The sequence below is a fragment of the Prevotella sp. LCP21S3_D2 genome (assembly GCF_052118345.1).
In the GTDB taxonomy this organism is placed as follows: Bacteria; Bacteroidota; Bacteroidia; order Bacteroidales; family Bacteroidaceae; genus Prevotella.
Window position 1 is genome coordinate 148,155 of record NZ_JBQKHJ010000002.1, and the last position, 17,602, is coordinate 165,756.

At 45.7% G+C, this 17,602-nt stretch carries 13 protein-coding genes and 1 tRNA gene; 4 read left to right on the plus strand and 10 right to left on the minus strand.

All coding sequences use genetic code 11. From position 1 onward, the window contains the following. Positions 1-20: 20 nt before the first annotated feature. The 9 genes from mfd to ACTQ16_RS02580 all read right to left on the minus strand — a co-directional run bounded on the left by mfd (position 21) and on the right by ACTQ16_RS02580 (position 10,478). The gene (mfd, locus tag ACTQ16_RS02540) at positions 21-3,425 is read right to left on the minus strand and encodes a transcription-repair coupling factor (RefSeq protein WP_441935950.1); all 3,405 of its coding nucleotides are present in this window, start codon (positions 3,423-3,425) and stop codon (positions 21-23) included. Next, positions 3,425-4,165, minus strand: a complete 741-nt coding sequence (locus ACTQ16_RS02545; protein WP_294971096.1) for a polyprenol monophosphomannose synthase — start codon at positions 4,163-4,165, stop codon at positions 3,425-3,427. Before ACTQ16_RS02545 ends, mfd begins: the two co-directional genes overlap by 1 nt. A gap of 22 nt (positions 4,166-4,187) precedes the next feature. Continuing rightward, positions 4,188-4,946: a lysophospholipid acyltransferase family protein gene (locus ACTQ16_RS02550; protein WP_294971094.1), complete on the minus strand. Its 759-nt coding sequence runs from the start codon at positions 4,944-4,946 to the stop codon at positions 4,188-4,190. A gap of 79 nt (positions 4,947-5,025) precedes the next feature. Continuing rightward, complete coding sequence (locus tag ACTQ16_RS02555) at positions 5,026-6,285, minus strand: metallophosphoesterase (RefSeq protein WP_441935952.1); 1,260 nt, start codon at positions 6,283-6,285, stop codon at positions 5,026-5,028. 106 nt (positions 6,286-6,391) lie between these two features. Then, positions 6,392-7,300 (minus strand): vitamin B12 dependent-methionine synthase activation domain-containing protein, encoded by a 909-nt coding sequence (locus ACTQ16_RS02560; protein ID WP_294971088.1) that lies wholly within the window; start codon positions 7,298-7,300, stop codon positions 6,392-6,394. After that, positions 7,301-8,632, minus strand: coding sequence for a dihydroorotase (locus ACTQ16_RS02565; protein ID WP_441935954.1), 1,332 nt, complete (start codon positions 8,630-8,632; stop codon positions 7,301-7,303). After that, positions 8,632-9,462 (minus strand): DUF4369 domain-containing protein, encoded by an 831-nt coding sequence (locus tag ACTQ16_RS02570; RefSeq protein ID WP_295346126.1) that lies wholly within the window; start codon positions 9,460-9,462, stop codon positions 8,632-8,634. Before ACTQ16_RS02570 ends, ACTQ16_RS02565 begins: the two co-directional genes overlap by 1 nt. 129 nt (positions 9,463-9,591) lie before the next feature. Next, positions 9,592-10,032: a hypothetical protein gene (locus tag ACTQ16_RS02575; RefSeq protein WP_294971081.1), complete on the minus strand. Its 441-nt coding sequence runs from the start codon at positions 10,030-10,032 to the stop codon at positions 9,592-9,594. Positions 10,033-10,127: 95 nt separating this feature from the next. Continuing rightward, positions 10,128-10,478, minus strand: coding sequence for a septum formation initiator family protein (locus ACTQ16_RS02580; RefSeq protein ID WP_294971079.1), 351 nt, complete (start codon positions 10,476-10,478; stop codon positions 10,128-10,130). A gap of 114 nt (positions 10,479-10,592) precedes the next feature. Between ACTQ16_RS02580 and ACTQ16_RS02585 the strand changes: the two genes are divergently transcribed. Beyond that, a complete protein-coding gene (locus tag ACTQ16_RS02585) occupies positions 10,593-12,422 on the plus strand; it encodes a DNA polymerase III subunit gamma/tau (protein WP_441935955.1) in 1,830 nt (609 codons plus the stop codon). 135 nt (positions 12,423-12,557) lie between these two features. Here ACTQ16_RS02585 and asnA read toward each other — a convergent pair whose 3' ends face one another. After that, positions 12,558-13,595 (minus strand): aspartate--ammonia ligase, encoded by a 1,038-nt coding sequence (gene asnA, locus ACTQ16_RS02590; RefSeq protein ID WP_295346123.1) that lies wholly within the window; start codon positions 13,593-13,595, stop codon positions 12,558-12,560. 242 nt (positions 13,596-13,837) lie between these two features. On the opposite strand from asnA, the gene ACTQ16_RS02595 reads away from it, so the two are divergent. The 3 genes from ACTQ16_RS02595 to ACTQ16_RS02605 all read left to right on the plus strand — a co-directional run bounded on the left by ACTQ16_RS02595 (position 13,838) and on the right by ACTQ16_RS02605 (position 17,576). Next, positions 13,838-13,911 (plus strand) — tRNA-Arg (locus ACTQ16_RS02595). 94 nt (positions 13,912-14,005) lie between these two features. Beyond that, on the plus strand, positions 14,006-15,229 hold the full coding sequence (gene pepT / locus ACTQ16_RS02600; protein WP_294968575.1) for a peptidase T: 1,224 nt from the start codon (positions 14,006-14,008) through the stop codon (positions 15,227-15,229). 91 nt (positions 15,230-15,320) lie between these two features. Beyond that, positions 15,321-17,576 carry a cation:proton antiporter gene (locus ACTQ16_RS02605; RefSeq protein WP_295346122.1) on the plus strand — a complete coding sequence of 752 codons (2,256 nt, stop codon included), beginning with the start codon at positions 15,321-15,323 and terminating at the stop codon, positions 17,574-17,576. The last annotated feature ends 26 nt before the right edge of the window (positions 17,577-17,602 follow it).

Genomic DNA, 17,602 nt, shown 5'->3' on the forward strand with positions numbered 1-17,602 from the left:
GAGGTATATGAGTTTTTTCCTTATTTCAATTCCAAGGATGATATTTTCCGCAATAGCTCTACAGCTTGTTCTACGCTTGTTACATCCTTAATGCGCAGATAACGCTTGTTATTTTTCTCCTTCAATGCGCACTCCCGAACATGGGTTGTAACATAATTAATCACACGAGAGAACATTTGGCTCTTATAAAAAGGACTGTTAACATTGCTCACAAATTGCATCTGCATACTTCCTGTCTTGAGCATTATCTTCTCTGCTCCCAAACGCTTTCCAAGACGACGAAGAGTTACAACATGCATCAATTCTTCGCCTTCTTTCGGAACCGGACCAAAGCGGTCTATCAAACGCTGTCGGTAAGCCTTCAACTCATCATCACTCTGCAGATGATCTAACTCACGATACAGAAGCATACGTTCACTGCTGCCCGGTACATAGGTATCAGGGAAATAGGTCTCCAAATCACTTTCTATCGCACAGTCGTCTACAAAATCATCTCCTGTAAATTGCTCACCAGCCTCCATTTCCTGCTGATAGAGGTCAGAGAACTCTTCGTTCTTCAATTCTGTTACAGCCTGCGAAAGAATCTTCTGATAGGTTTCATAACCCAGATCTTCCATAAATCCACTCTGTTCCGAACCCAACAGATTACCTGCACCACGAATATCCAGATCCTGCATAGCCAGATTAAAACCACTTCCCAGCTCACTGAAAGTTTCCAGCGCCTCCAGTCTGCGACGTGCCTCTGGAGTAAGCGCACTCTTTGGAGGAGCAATAAGATAGCAAAATGCCTTTTTATTGCTACGTCCTACACGTCCACGCATCTGATGCAAATCACTCAGTCCGAACTTATGAGCATCTTCTATGATGATAGTATTGGCATTACCCACATCTATTCCGTTTTCTACAATAGTAGTAGAAAGCAATACGTCATAATCATAATTGATGAATCCCATTATAACTTTCTCCAATTGCTCTGGTGCCATCTGACCATGGCCGATGACCACACGACAATCTGGAATATGTTTCTCCAGGAAGAGTTTCAGTTCCTCCAACTTGAATATACGATTGCAAACGAAATATACCTGTCCATTACGGCTCATTTCAAAGTTGACTGCATCAATAATCGCCTCACGGTTAAAAGTAATCAACTCGGTATGGATAGGATAACGGTTAGGTGGCGGTGTACGCATGATACTCATATCACGCGCTCCCATCAGCGAGAACTGCAAGGTACGAGGTATTGGAGTAGCACTCATGGTCAACGTATCAACATTCACCTTGAGCTGGCGCAGCTTTTCTTTGGTTGAAACACCAAACTTCTGCTCTTCGTCAATGATCAGCAGCCCCAAGTCGTGCCATTTTACCGTTTTGGATATCAATTTATGGGTTCCTACAAGAATATCTATCTTGCCAGCCTTCAAATCTTCGATAATCAGTCTGGTATCCTTGGCAGAACGGGCACGAGAGAGGTAATCTACACGTACCGGAAGACCTTCCAATCGACTTTTAAAGGTTTGGTAATGCTGATAAGCCAACACGGTGGTAGGCACCAGTACAGCCACCTGCTTACTGTCGCAAGCCGCCTTAAAAGCTGCTCGTATGGCAACCTCCGTCTTTCCGAAGCCAACATCGCCACAAACCAGACGATCCATAGGTCTGCCACTCTCCATGTCTTTCTTCACCTCAGCTGTAGCCTTTCCCTGATCGGGGGTATCCTCATAAAGGAAAGACGCTTCCAATTCATGCTGTAGATAACTGTCGGCACTATAGGCAAAGCCCTTTTCTCTCCTGCGCTGCGCATAGAGCTTTATCAGATCTCGGGCTATATCCTTAATCTTCTTCTTTGCCTTTTCCTTCAGTCTGTCCCAGGCACCAGTACCCAGCGTAGACAGACGAGGCGGTTCACCCGTATCACTTCTACGATACTTGCTTATCTTATAAAGCGAATGGATTGAGACATCCACCTTATCATTATTCTTATAGATAATGCGGATTACTTCCTGATAACTATTGCCAGTAGGAACACGTACCAGTCCGCCAAACTTACCGATACCAAAGTCCACATGCACGATAAAATCCCCCGGTTCCATTTCCTGCAGTTCCTTCATGGTAAGTGCCATCTTTCCTGCCCTTGCCTTATCCGAACGGAGGTTATACTTATGGAATCGGTCGAAAATCTGATGATCGGTAAAGAAACAGCATTTCTTGTCATGATCGATAAACCCCTCGTGGATAGTCTTGTCCACAGATGTAAAACTGATGTTGTAACGCTTCAGTTCCTCACTGCTGAAGATATCCTTGAGTCGCTGTTGCTGTTTCTGGCTATCAGCTAATATAAATAAGGTGTACCCCTGAAGCTGATAATCCTCCAAAGTCTTGGTCAAAAGTTCAAAATTCTTATGAAAGAGCGGCTGTGGTGCAATCTGAAAGCTGATAGAAGAATCTGCACTACCGGATAACACTACTCTTTGGTGCTCAGCCACTCCTTTCTGGAATTCCAGAGAAGTTACGAGATTGAATTCCTTCTTCATCTCATGCATGATTTTCTCAGCTTCCATCTCGTTGGCTCCCTCTAGCCGTTCCTGCATGATTTGGGCAGAGAAGCCATCCTCATAGATCTTTTCGATACTGTCATGCACAAAAGTATAATCCTTCATCACCACAAGAGCATCAGAAGGAAGGAAACTGAGGAAAGACTGTTTCACAGACTGAACACTCGCCAACTCCGGCACAATCTCAATACGCTCCCGCTTGTCTTTAGACAACTGATTTTCAACATCGAACGTACGGATGGTGTCTATTTCATCTCCGAAGAAGTCTACACGGAATGGATATTCGCAACTGTACGAATAGACATCGAGGATACTACCACGAACGGCAAACTGACCCGGTTCATAGACATAATCGGTCTCTACGAGTTCGAAATCACGCAAGGTATGAACCACGTCTGTAAGCGAGACCTGCTGCCCTACCTGCAATCTAAGGATACGATCATCAAGCTGCTGCTTACCAACTACCATTTCCGCAAGTGCTGCAGGATAAGAAACGATATAAATACCGCCAGAAGCAGAAGATGATTCCGATGACAATCTGGCAAGTACTTCTGTTCGCAGGATTTCACTAGCTGCATCCCGCTGTCCATACTTGATGGCACGGCGATAGCTGGATGGAAAGAAGAACGCATTTTCCTGCCCCATCATCTGCGTAAGATCGTGATAAAAATATCCGGCTTCATCTGCATCATTGAGCACAAACAGTACGGTTCGATCCATCTTTTCCTGCAAAGGAGCAAAAAACATAGGGACCGACGAACCCAATAAGCCCTGGAGAAAAACCGAACGAACCGGCTTTTCTTCCAATAAACTCAAAAAGGTATTCGCCTGTGGCGAACGCCCATATAATTGTTCTATTTCCTGAATAGTCATTACTTCTTTGGATATTTCTTGAACCAGCCATCCAGTCTGAGTCGCATCACTCCGAAGAAAGCCTCACCAAAGATACCGCCATTCATCTTGCTAACGCCCTCACGGCGATTGACGAAGATTACTGGCACTTCCTTAATTTTGAAGCCAATCTTATGAGAAGTAAACTTCATCTCTATCTGGAAAGCATAGCCCTTAAAACGGATTTTATCTAAATCTATCGTTTCCAACACCTTACGACGATAGCAAACGAATCCGGCTGTAGTATCATGTACTTTGAATCCTGTAACAATACGCACATACTTAGAAGCAAAATAGCTCATTAGAACACGCCCGATAGGCCAGTTTACTACATTCACACCCGATACATAGCGTGAACCCACAGCCACATCATATCCCTCATCGTGGGCAGCAGCATAAAGGCGAGGCAAGTCGTTAGGGTCGTGACTGAAATCAGCATCCATTTCGAAAATAAAGTCATAGCCCTGCTGCAACGACCATTTGAAGCCCATGATATAGGCTGTGCCCAATCCCAGCTTACCTGATCTTTCCAGGATATGTAATCTATCCCCAAACTCATTTTCAATCAATGATTTAACGATAGCAGCAGTACCATCAGGACTTCCGTCATCTATCACCAGGATATCAAACTTCTTCTCCAAGCCGAATACGGCACGGATGATTTTCTCTATATTTTCCTTCTCATTATAGGTAGGAATAATTACAATACTATCACTTTTCATATCATGTTCATTGTTAGTTATCTTATTGGTCGGGATTCTCCACAAATCCCTGATATTCCTTTTCCAGTCCCGCCATGATGACATCATAGCTCTTGGTCATCTGGTTCTTGATATTCTCCGGGCCCTTACCGATAGGAGCGATAGGCTCATGAATGGTAAGACGGAGAGGATGCCAGAATACCCACGACATATCCTTCATTCGAGGCTTCACATCAAAACTACCATTAATAGTAAGTGGGCAAACAGGCAACTGCAACTCATCAGCAAGCATGAAGGCACCACGACGGAATACACCCATGTGACCGGTAAAGGTACGGGCACCCTCAGGAAATACCACCAGCGACATACCTTCCTTGAGCACCTCACGGGCACGATTGTAAGAAGCACGAATCTTGGATGGACCGCTCTTATCAACAAAGATATGGTGAGCATATTCACAAGCTACACCTACCAAAGGAATCTTACGGATGCCTTTCTTCATCATCCATTTGAAATTACGCCCCAAGAAACCATATATCAGGAATATGTCGAATGCACCCTGATGATTAGCTACAAACACATAACTCTGATTCTTCTTGAGATGCTCTTTACCCTCTACCTTTACCGGCAGAAGGAGAAGACGTATCCAGAGCTGCGACCAGATTTTTCCTGGATAATAGCCCCAGAAGTGTCCGTTGCCCAACATACAGCCTATCACGGTTGTCAAACTGGTTATAATGCTGGCTACCACAAGTATCGGCAGACAGATGAGCAATTGATATAATCGATATATGTACTTCATTTTACTTTGAATTTTGAACTTTGAATTTTGAACTTTATGATTAGCAGATGCTGCTATTTATTCTACGGTAAGAAATCATTTATTTACAGCGCAGCGTGATGACTGCAATTTCAGCTGTAGCTCCCACTCGTATTGGAACAGTACCGCCTAAGCCCGATGTGGTATAGAGTTGGCAACCCTCACGCTCATACAGCCCATAATCAAATGGGGTAAACATTGAAGGGCGTAATCCCAAAACCGAAACCTGTCCAGCATGAGTATGACCGCTGAGCGTAAGTTGCGGAGCCACCTTCACCGAATCGTTTCCAGCAATGGCAGATGGCAAAGTCTTGCTCCACTGCTTCGGCATATGCTGCAACATCATGACAAACGATCCAGGCTTGATACCATAGAGTGCCTTTCCAATATCAGAGCGGTAAGGCTTTTCATAGTTCTCGGTACCAGCCACATAGATAGAGTCGTTGCCTCTGTGTATCACGATATGCTCATTATTAAGCAGTCGCCAGCCCATATTCTTTTCTGCCTGTCTTACTTCAGCCTCTATTTTTTCCATTTCAGCCTTGTCATCCTCATCGATGTTGAGATACCAGGTATAATCATGATTGCCCAATACGCTCAGAACACCATCTTTAGCCTTCAGACGCTGCATCAGTTTGATATAAGGCTTCAGTTCTGAAGGTTGCACATTCTGCAAATCGCCAGTAAAGCATATCAGGTCGGCATGTTGAGCATTGATGCTGTCTACATCCCGCTGAGGCAACCCCCGACGCCAGCCGTAGTACGAACCAAGATGAATATCACTGAAATGCACGATACGATACCCATCAAAATTCTTTGGCAAATCTGGTACATACACCGTAAGCTGCTTTACTTTCATCTTTGGAAAGCCCAAGGTAAAGCCGTAGATGAACGTGAAAAACGCACACACCGCCAGTACCAATCCTACGAGTTTCCCCCAGTTTCTGCCTTGATTGCCGGGACGGAATCCAAATCTGCCCAACTTACCACTTTTAGCGATACACATGCACAGCCAGCCGATAAAGCTGCAGAAGGCAAAGACAAATTGGGGCACAGCAAATATCGCCATCACTCCAAACCAGATATCAATCAGTACAGGGTTGTCGGGAAGGAAATTACGCTCCAAAGCGAGAAAACCGCTATACCCGATGACTCCCATTGCCGGCGACCACCACAAAAGACGTAACCACCGTCTGGATAAATGGCAAAAAGACTTGCCTAGACAGCCCTTCCTCCTATTCAAGAAGAGGTATTGCTTCCCTATCCACCAATATGGCAGAATGGTCAGGATGATAACGGGCACTAATATTCTAGCTACCATTTTTGTTTTCTTACTATATTTTGTGAGACATCTTTTTATCTATTATGCAGGAGAAGCCTGAAGATAGTTTAAAGACAAATATCCTATGAATCATATGCCCATAAAACTATCGCTTCAGTAAACTCGACTGCAGAAATCTTCTCATCAACTCTACAGGTACACCTCTACGATGTGCATAGTCGCATAACTGGTCCTCTCCTATCTTACCCAATTCGAAGTATTGAGCCTTGGGATGTGCAAACATCAAGCCCGACACACTGGAATGGGGTGTCATCATACCCGTTTCCGTCAGTCGTATACCTACTTGCTTCATATCTAGCAGTTGGTCGATGATGAAATTGAAGCTCGTATCAGGTAGCGACGGATAGCCGATAGCAGGACGGATGCCCTGATATTCTTCACGATGCAGTTGTTGGGGAGTCAGATGTTCATCAGGTGCATATCCCCAATAAGTCTTGCGTGTCTGCTCATGCAGCAGTTCTGCCGTAGCCTCAGCCAACCGGTCGCAAAGCAACTGTGCCATCATTCCCAGATATTCATGATTGCGATAAGCATCCAAGATAGAAGCATCTACCGTACAGCAGAACACCCCTAATCTTCTTGCGATGTCTTGCTGCAGCATCTTTTCCGTCTTCGTTTCAGCGCCCGAAACCTGCAGACTACGAGGGCGGATGAAATCAGCCAGGCAGAGATTAGGAGCTCCTGGAGCAGATGGATGCTGCTGCCGGAGCAACGGCAATCGGACCTGCTTCTTTTCTGCATCAGCACATCCATTCAACTCATCAGAATTCCCTGTCTCAACGATGATGTCGTCACCCTCGCTATAGGCATCCAGGACTTTCAAAAGTGCGTGGGTATGATATTTACCCTCCCACGAGCTGAGCATTTCCTCAGCCTCCTGACGCATTTTCTGTTTTACCTCTTCCTTCTTTCCGCTCAATCCCCAGGCATGATAGAAATACAGCCAGTTAATATACGGCACTACCTCTGAAATATCATAGCTAATCTTTTTCATCTACAATCTGAATGTAAGCTCTTCGCCACGACTATTTTCATCAAATACACCTTTATTATATATAAGATGTCCGTTACAGATTGTCTGTTCTACCCGCCACTGGTATTCATGGCCTTCCATCGGATTCCATTTACACTTGCTCTGAATTTCATCCTTGGTTACAGTCCATGGACTATGGGGACGTACGATGGCGATATCAGCCTTATATCCCTTGCGCAAGAAGCCACGCCCCTCGATTTCGAAGAGCTGGGCAGGCTGATGTGCCATCAGTTCTACCAGGCGCTCAATACTGAGCACACCTTCGTCTACCAGTTCCAGCATGGTAACCAGCGAGAACTGAACCATCGGCATTCCCGAAGCCGCCTTGGCACAGCCACCCTGCTTATCCTTCCATTCATGAGGAGCATGATCGGTACCAATAGTAGCAATCTTTCCATCATTCAATGCCTGTCGTAATGCAGCACGGTCCTGTGCGGTCTTGATAGCCGGATTGCACTTGATGAGTGTTCCCTTACTGACATAATCAGCATCACAGAAGTAGAGATGAGCCACACATGCCTCTCCTGTTATATGCTCCTCAGGCTGAAGCAGTTCCAGTTCCTTAGCCGTTGTAAGATGAGCCACATGGAGATGTGCTCCACTCTCTTTTGCCAGTTTTACAGCCAAAGCCGTACTCTGGTAGCAAGCCTCCTCACTGCGTATCTCCGGATGATGTTCTACAGCCGGATCATCACCGTATTTGGCCTTGGCCTCAGCCATATTGCGATTGATGATATCCGTACCCTCGCAATGGGTCATCACCGGCAACCCCAATTCCTTTGCCTTCTTGAATACACTTACCAGCGACTCGTATTTATCTACGAGCATATTTCCGGTACTGGAACCCATAAAGAGTTTGATACCAGGCACATGATGCCGGTCCAGCCCACAGAAACTCTCCACATTGTCATTGGTAGCTCCATAGAAGAAGCTATAGTTAACGTGGCTTTTTTCTGCTCCCAGCTGACGTTTATCAGCCCATACCTGCAGGTCCGTAGTCTGCGGAACGGTATTCGGCATCTCCAGATAAGAAGTCACGCCACCGTATGCAGCAGCCTTCGATTCGCTCTCGATGTCAGCCTTACGTGTCAGTCCAGGCTCACGGAAATGGACATGGTCATCTATGACTCCTGGCAAAACAAAACACCCCGAAGCATCCACTACATGTTCGTAGGTGCCACGGGGTGCCTTTCCTTCAAATATCTCTGCAATAACGTCACCATCAACAATGAGACCGCCCTGAAAAGAGCGTCCCTCATTGACTATGGTACCGTTTTCTATTAATATCTTCATTACTTTTCTGTTTTTTCTGGAATTGTTGGTGTTGCCAACTCATTAGGAGTTGGAGCCGGAGCTGCGTCGGGATTAACCTGCGGAGCCTCCAGCTGCTGATTCATCTCAGAGATAGCCTGTGAAGGCGACATCTCGTGAGTACCGTTCATGATAGCCTGATTCTCCTGAGCCTTCTGATAGTAATCCCTTACATAAGGATCGTTCTTGAACCGTTCGGTAGCCTTGCTCATGATGTCTTCAATCCAAGGCGAAAGCATCGGATATTGATTTCCCATGGTAACAAGGAAGAAGACGCCAGCTCCAAGAACGTTGTCAAAGTTTTCCGTCACAAAATTTGTAATCAGCTTATCTTCCTGCTCCGAGAGCTGTATCGCTTCGGCATTGAGCTTTTGGGTTACCACATTCATATCGCTACCATTCATGATGGCTTGGTCGTGCTTGTGAACCAGTTCTCTTTGCTGATTCTGCAACTGCTGGTATTTTTTGAAAAATCCAAATAGCTTATCATTGAGTGGTGTACCGCTTACAATCTGCTGCGCGTCGTCCAGCTTCACAGTGATGTCTCCACTTTCTAAAACGAGTGGCAATACTGGCTCATCGTCCATAAAGATATTACCCATCTTTACCGAGTCCAGATTACCTTGGAAATGGAATTGTCCATGCAATACATCACATGAATCGATGCTTTTGAAATTGTTGTCTTTCAAGATTTTCAGGTACAACATACGTCCATCAAGAGTGCTTACATTGGAAGTACCCTTGATTTCGTAAGTATTGGCACATGATGTAAGCGCCAACAAGGCAATGATTGCTAAATATATCTTATTCATAAGCTCTGTTTATCACTTTTGGTGAACAAAAGTACAATCTTAAATCGAACTGAGGAAATAAATTTATGCTATTTAATTGAATATTATCAGTATTTATGTTTTATTTGCATATTTACCCATTCTTTCCCCTTATTCCGAAGCACCTCTACCAGCATCTTCCTTCTTCAACTCGTAAGAGATACGATGAGTGGTGTAGAGTTCCAACAAAGCCGCGATAAGCAGGAATACCACCCATTTGTTATAGAAATAAGTGATATAGGTCTCGTAGTTGGTAAACCAGTGGCGAGCGAAAGCATACACTGTATCAACCATCGAGATTCCCGAGAGTACAAAGAAGATGTCTGCGATATACTGCATTCGCTTCAGACGATGGATGACGAGCGAAGGTCCTTCGTATATCTGCATTGCCTGCACTACACTGAAAAGCACATTACCCACCAGGAACAGCCAGCAGGTATAGAGTAGGATTTGCTTATTGATAAAACCAAATGCAAAGCTAGCAGCCCCTATAACCATCAGCACGCCACCCAGCAAAAATAAAGCACTCTGAAATTTACTTAATTGTTTCATTTATCTTTTTTCTTCTGTTTCTTATTTTGAATGTTCTCTACTACAGGAAAATCCTAGAAGAAAGTTCCCTTATATATATTAATGTGAAAATCACATTACTTGGCATTTCCGAAATCTTCCTCTTCATCTGCAGGTTCATCAGGAATATCAGAACTGAGCACGAAGATATCCTCGTCGTCAGTCTTCATGAAATACCGCTCACGGGCTATCTTGCCAAAGACTTTCGGTCCCTTGCGCATTTCCTTCAACATACGGTTATCTCTCTCCAGCTGAGCATTATATTTTTCGATTTCAGAACGCAAACCCGCAATCTGTATCTGATAACGGATATGCTGACGGATGCTATTGTCGTCGATAACGCCAACCACCAAAACGCCCACCACAATCACTATCAAATATTTGTAGTGAGCCAGATAATTCCATATAATTCCTAGACGTTTACTCATTTATTTCTTACTATATTATTCAAATTTATTCTCATGAAAATCCACATAATTGCGAATTTGTTTGCAAAGATAATATTTTTTTGTTATCTTTGCATCATCAATTAAGAAAAAATAATGGAAGAATATATAGTTTCTGCTAGAAAGTACCGTCCAATGACCTTTGACTCGGTAGTTGGACAGGCTGCTTTGACCACCACTTTGAAAAATGCAGTAAAGAGCGGCAAGTTGGCTCATGCCTATCTTTTCTGCGGTCCGAGAGGTGTGGGAAAGACTACTTGTGCCCGAATTTTTGCCAAGGCAATCAACTGCGAGCACCCTAACGAAGACGGTGAGGCATGCAACGAATGCGAGAGCTGTCGCGCGTTCAACGAACAGCGTTCCTTCAATATCTTTGAGTTGGATGCTGCCAGCAACAACGGTGTTGACCAAATCAAGACCTTGATGGAGCAAACCCGCATTCCGCCACAGGTAGGAAAATACAAAGTGTTTATCATCGACGAGGTCCACATGCTGAGTGCCGCAGCTTTCAACGCCTTCCTCAAAACGCTGGAAGAGCCACCTTCGCATGTAATCTTTATCCTTGCCACTACCGAAAAGCACAAGATTCTGCCTACCATTCTCAGCCGATGTCAGATTTACGACTTCGAGCGTATGACCGTGCCTAACACCATCAACCATCTGAAAATGGTAGCAGAAAAGGAAGGCATCAAGTATGAGGAGCAGGCACTTGCCGTCATTGCAGAAAAGGCTGACGGAGGTATGCGAGACGCTCTCTCCATCTTCGACCAGGCTGCCAGCTTCTGCCAGGGCGACATCACCTACAAGAAGGTGATAGAAGACCTCAACGTTCTGGATAGTGACAACTATTTCCGAATCATAGATCTTGCCTTGGAAAACAAGGTGAGCGAGATGATGCTGGTTCTTGACGGAATATTGGGCAAAGGCTTTGATGGTGGAAACATGATTCAAGGCTTGGCGCAGCACGTACGCAATGTGATGATGGCAAAGGATCCTCAGACATTGCCACTGCTGGAAACCAGTGAAGAGCAGAAAGCCAAATATCAGACACAGGCACAGAAAGCCCCTACTCCTTTTTTATATAAGGCTCTCAAGATCATGAACAACTGCGATGTACAATATCGCCAGAGTTCAAACAAGCGATTGCTGGTAGAGCTTACCCTTATCCAGGTAGGCCAGATTACCCAGCCCGAAGATCAGGATGTGCCTAGTGCGGGGCGCACGCCCCACAGATTAAAATCCCTGTTTCAGAAAATTGTTGCCCAGCTTAAACCTGTTGCTCAGGGTGCAGGTGCGGGGCAAGATGGCAGCAGCAATACTCCTATTGCTGCCGCTAAGGTATCGCCTACCCCAAACTCTCAGACTTCTCAGAGCCAACAGTCGCAGGAACAGCCTGTCAAAGCAGCGGCTACAAGTGTCAAGAATGTGAATTTCAAAGGTATAGGCATGACTTTCTCCAATCTTAAAAAGAACGAAGAGAGAGCGCATAGCACATTCAATCCGATAGACAAGCTGAAGGATGAACAACCGGCAGCCAACGAAGTCCAGGAGATGAACCATTCTTTCAACCAGGAGCAGGTAGAAGGTTTATGGATCAACATGTGTATGAGAATGCAGAATATCAAGGAACTTATCGGTCTTGCCAACCGCATGAAGGCAGTTACGCCGACAATTACCGAATTTCCGAATATAGAAGTAGTGGTAGACAACCAGCTCTTGCTGAATGACATTCTCGATATCAAGAACAGGATTCGCCCTACATTTGTACAGGGTTTACACAACGACCAGATCCAGATAGATTATCGTCTAGCCCAGTCCGATGAAATCAAAAAGATTCTTTCAAAGCGTGAAGTCTTCGACAACATCATGGATAGCAATCCTGCCTTCAAGAGAATGGTCAGAATCTTAAATCTGGCACTCACATAACAAGAAAACAAATATAAGAAAAAGAGGTTATGCCATCACCGACATAACCTCTTTCATTTTATGAAGCTATAAACTATTGATTTTCAATATTTAATCTTAAATAATAATCGAAAAACGAGACACGCAAAGGGGACATTAAATCAGTGGCATTCCTGCCTCATCACATTCCTTACGCATTTCATCTGGCCAGATACTAGCCTGAATCTCTCCGATATGAGCCTTATGAAGCATCACCATGCAGAGACGGCTCTGACCGATACCGCCACCGATGCTGAGAGGCAACTTATCACTTAACAGCTGCTGGTGGAAATAAAGCTTCTCTCTATCTTCCTTACCCTCAATCTTCAGCTGACGAAGCAGACTCTCCTTATCTACACGGATACCCATGGAACTGAGCTCGAAGCTGCGACCCAAAACAGGATACCAGATCAGAATATCACCATTCAATCCTGCCTTCCCATTTTCAGCAACAGTACTCCAGTCATCATAGTCAGGAGCTCTTCCATCATGCTTCTCGCCATTGCTCAACTCGCCGCCAATACCCTCAACAAATACAGCGCCGTATTTCTCACAGATAGCATCCTCGCGCTCCTTTGGAGTCATATCAGGATACATATCCAGCAAATCCTGTGCATGAATGAAATGAATCTCTCTTGGCAGGAATGGCTTGATTTCAGGATAATGCTCGCAAGTGAGATATTCCGTGCGGAGAATAGCTGCATAGATGCGGCGCACTATGTCTTCCAGAAAGGCGATAGTACGGTCTTTGCGGGTTATCACTGCTTCCCAGTCCCACTGGTCAACATAAAGCGAATGCAAATTGTCGAGTTCTTCATCGGCACGAATTGCATTCATATCAGTATACACGCCATAACCAGGCTCTATATTATATTCGGCAAGGGTAAGTCTCTTCCACTTGGCAAGAGAGTGCACCACCTCAGCCTGAGCTTCCCCCAAGTCCTTGATAGGAAAACTTACAGGGCGCTCCACGCCGTTCAAATCGTCATTGATTCCAAGTCCCTTCAGTACAAAGAGCGGAGCAGTAACGCGGCGAAGGCGAAGCTCTGTACTCAGATTCTGCTGAAAGAATTCCTTTATCAGTTTGATACCCATTTCGGTCTGGCGCATATCCAACAGCGCCTTGTACCCTTCAGGTTTTATCAATTTGCTCATTTTCGTATGGTTTTTATTTTGTATTATCGTTTATTCTCTATTGTTGGTTGCAAAGGTACAAATAAATTATTAATCTGCAAGCATTTTTCTCTATTATTTTGCAAAGTGATAACTATTTTTATACTTTTAGTGACATTTTGCCGAACATTTTATTCCTTTTTCCCTATATACATTATAATATATTGTAAAAAATCAAGCAAATATTTGGTTATTCCAAATAAAATCCGTAATTTTGCAGCATCGGTCCCGTAGCTTAGTTGAATAGAGCGTCAGATTCCGGTTCTGAAGGTCATGGGTTTGAATCCCATCGGGATCACTTTCAATACTATTTTCAAGGCTCCATGGAACGCCCCTACTTCTAAAGAGCACCCCCTTGGAGAATTGACTACTTTTAATTAATAATTAAGAACATGGATTTAGTAGAACGTTTCATAAACTACACAAAATTCGACACACAGTCGAGCGAAGATTCTCAAAGTGTGCCTAGTACTGCAAAACAATTGGAATTTGCCAAGTATCTCAAGAAAGAACTTGAGGACGAAGGTTTGACCGATGTCGAAATGGACGACATGGGCTATGTCTACGCCACCCTCAAGGGAAATACCAAGAAAAAGACCCCTACCATCGGATTTATTTCACACATGGATACCAGTCCTGACGCCAGCGGAAAGGACATCAAGGCCCGCATCATCAAGAACTATGACGGCAAGGATATCGAACTGAGCCCTGGAATCATCAGCAGCGTTGAGAAATTCCCTGAGCTGAAGGCTCACAAGGGTGAGGACATCATCGTGACAGACGGTACTACCCTGCTCGGTGCAGATGACAAGGCAGGTATCGCTGAAATCGTACAGGCCATGTGCTACCTCCGCGACCATAAGGAAATCAAGCATGGCGACATCCGTGTGGGCTTCAATCCTGATGAGGAAATCGGTATGGGTGCCCATCACTTCGATGTAGAGAAGTTTGGTTGCGACTGGGCTTACACCGTTGACGGTGGCGACCTGGGCGACCTGGAATACGAGAACTTCAATGCCGCTGCTGCCAAGATTCATATCAAGGGAGTAAGCGTACATACTGGTTACGCCAAGGGCAAGATGGTGAATGCAAGCCGCCTGGCTGTAGAGTTCCAGAATATGATACCAGAGACCGAGACTCCTGAGCAGACAGAGGGTTACGAGGGATTCTATCACCTGCTCGGCATTGAGAGCCGTTGCGAGGAAGCCAAGCTCAGCTATATCATCCGCGACCACGACCGCGAAAAGTTTGAAGACCGCAAGGACTTCATCGAGAAGTGTGTGGAGAAGATGAACGAGAAGTATGGCGAAGGAACGGTTACTGCCGAAATCTTCGACCAGTATTACAACATGAAGGAGAAGATTGACCCCAACATGCATGTAATCGACATCGTACTCAAGGCGATGCAGGAGAGCGGCGTTCCTCCTCGCGTAGAGCCTATCCGTGGCGGTACCGATGGAGCACAGCTCAGTTTCAAGGGTCTTCCTTGCCCTAACATCTTTGCCGGTGGTGTCAACTTCCATGGTCCTCACGAGTTTGTGAGCATCCAGGTTATGCAGAAGGTGGTGGATACTATCGTGAAGATTGCAGAAATCACAGAAGAATACAACGACTAATACAAAAATGGGGAATTTAGGCACATCTAAATTCCCCATTTTCATAAATGAATACGAATATTTACAGAGAGATTATCATAAACTGAAAATTATGGCAGAAATTCCCTTTTTAGTAAAAGACCTCGCCCTCATCCTGATGGTAGCCGGCATCGTTACCCTCATCTTCAAGCGGCTCAAGCAACCGCTGGTGCTGGGATACATTGTGGCAGGCTTCCTCGTTTCGCCCCACATGCCCTACACTATGTCGGTAATGGACGAGACGGACATCAAGACCTGGGCAGACATCGGTGTCATCTTTACGCTCTTCTCACTGGGTCTTGACTTTTCTTTCAAGAAAATCGTGAAGATGGGAGCATCGCCTATCATTGCTACCGTGGTCATCGTCTTCTCAATGATGATGCTGGGCATCAGCGTGGGCCACAGTTTCGACTGGGGAAGGATGGACTGTATCTTCCTGGGCGGTATGCTTGCCATGAGTTCCACCACTATTATATATAAGGCGTTCGACGACATGCGGCTGCGCACCCAGAAGTTTGCCTCGATGGTGATGAGCGTACTGATTCTGGAAGACATCCTGGCCATCGTCATGATGGTGATGCTGTCAGCGATAGCGAGCGGCAGCAATCCCGATGGCGGTCAGATGTTTGCCTCCATCGTCAAGATAGGCTTCTTCCTTGGCGTCTGGTTCATCGTAGGCATCTTCGCCATCCCCTGGTTCCTCCGCTCGGTAAGAAAGCTCATCAATGGCGAAACCCTGCTTATCGTATCGCTGGGTTTATGCTGCGGCATGGCCGTACTGAGCAGCAAAGTAGGTTTCAGCAGTGCTTTCGGAGCCTTCGTCATGGGTAGCATCCTGGCAGAAACCATTGAAGCTGAGAAGATTATCAAGCTGGTAGAACCGGTCAAGAACCTTTTCGGAGCCATCTTCTTCGTATCAGTAGGTATGCTGGTAGACCCTAAGATTCTGATAGAATACGCCCTGCCTATCCTTGCCCTGGTGGGTACGATACTGATAGGTCAGGCCACGCTGGGCACCTTCGGCTTCATGCTCGGAGGCGAATCTTTGAAATCGGCCATGCGCTGCGGTTTCTCGATGGCTCAGATTGGCGAGTTCTCATTCATCATCGCCTCGCTGGGCTTGTCGCTTGGCGTTATCAGCAACTTCCTCTATCCGGTAGTCGTAGCGGTGAGTGTCATCACCACCTTCCTGACGCCTTACATGATCCGTCTGGCGCTGCCTACCTATCAGGTGATGGAGAAGCATCTGCCCGACAAGCTCATTCATGTGTTGAACCATTTTGCGATGAGCCATCCGCAGACCCAGCAGCAGAGCAAGTGGAAATCGCTGATTAAGCAGATGACCATCAACACCGTAGCCTATTCGATACTCGCAGCAGCTACCATTGCCCTGATGTTCACCTTCGTATTGCCTCTGATGCGCAATCTGTTGCCAGGCTGGCATCTTCATTGGTACGCCAACGCCATCACCGGCTTGCTTACGGTGCTGCTGATAGCTCCATTCCTGCGTGCCATCGTAATGAAGAAAAACCACAGTGCAGAGTGGAAACGCCTATGGGTAGAGAGCAGCATCAACCGTGTGCCTCTGCTGTTTACGGTATTTGTCCGCTTCGTCATAGCCCTGGCTTTCATCTTCTACATCATCAACTTCCTCTCCCGCTTCACCAATGCGCTGATGATCTGCATCGGAGTCATTGTGGTGATGCTGATGATCACCTCCCGCCGCATCAAGAAGCGCAGCATTGTGATGGAGCGCGTCTTCGTCCACAATCTCCGCTCACGAGATATTGCGGCTCAGGTGAATGGCGAAAAACGCCCACTCTACGAGGGCAGACTGCTGGATAGAGATATTCATATCAGTGAGTTCGAAGTACCGGAAGACAGTACGTGGACGGGCAAGTCACTCAGGGAGCTGCATCTTCGTGAACGTTTTGGTGTAGACATGAGTAGCGTTCGCCGTGGTTCCCATCGCCTCAATATCCCAAATGGAGATATGGTTATTTTTCCTGGAGACAAGTTGCAGGTGATTGGTAATGACGACCAGCTTCAGAAGTTCAACACAGCTCTTCAGAGCGATCTGATGCCGGAAGATTCCGAGATAGAGAAGCGCGAGATGAAGCTGAGCCAGCTCATCATCTCATCTTCCAGCGAATTTCTGGGCAAGACGCTCATCGAGAGTGGCATCCGCGACCATTACAACTGTATGGTCGTAGGATTGGAAGAAGGTCAGGAAAACCTCACCCGCATTTCACCATCCCGAAAATTCGAAAAGGGAGATATCATCTGGCTGGTAGGCGAACCTGACGATTTGAAAAGAATCAAAAACTAAATAAAAGATTAGGGCGTGCCATTCTG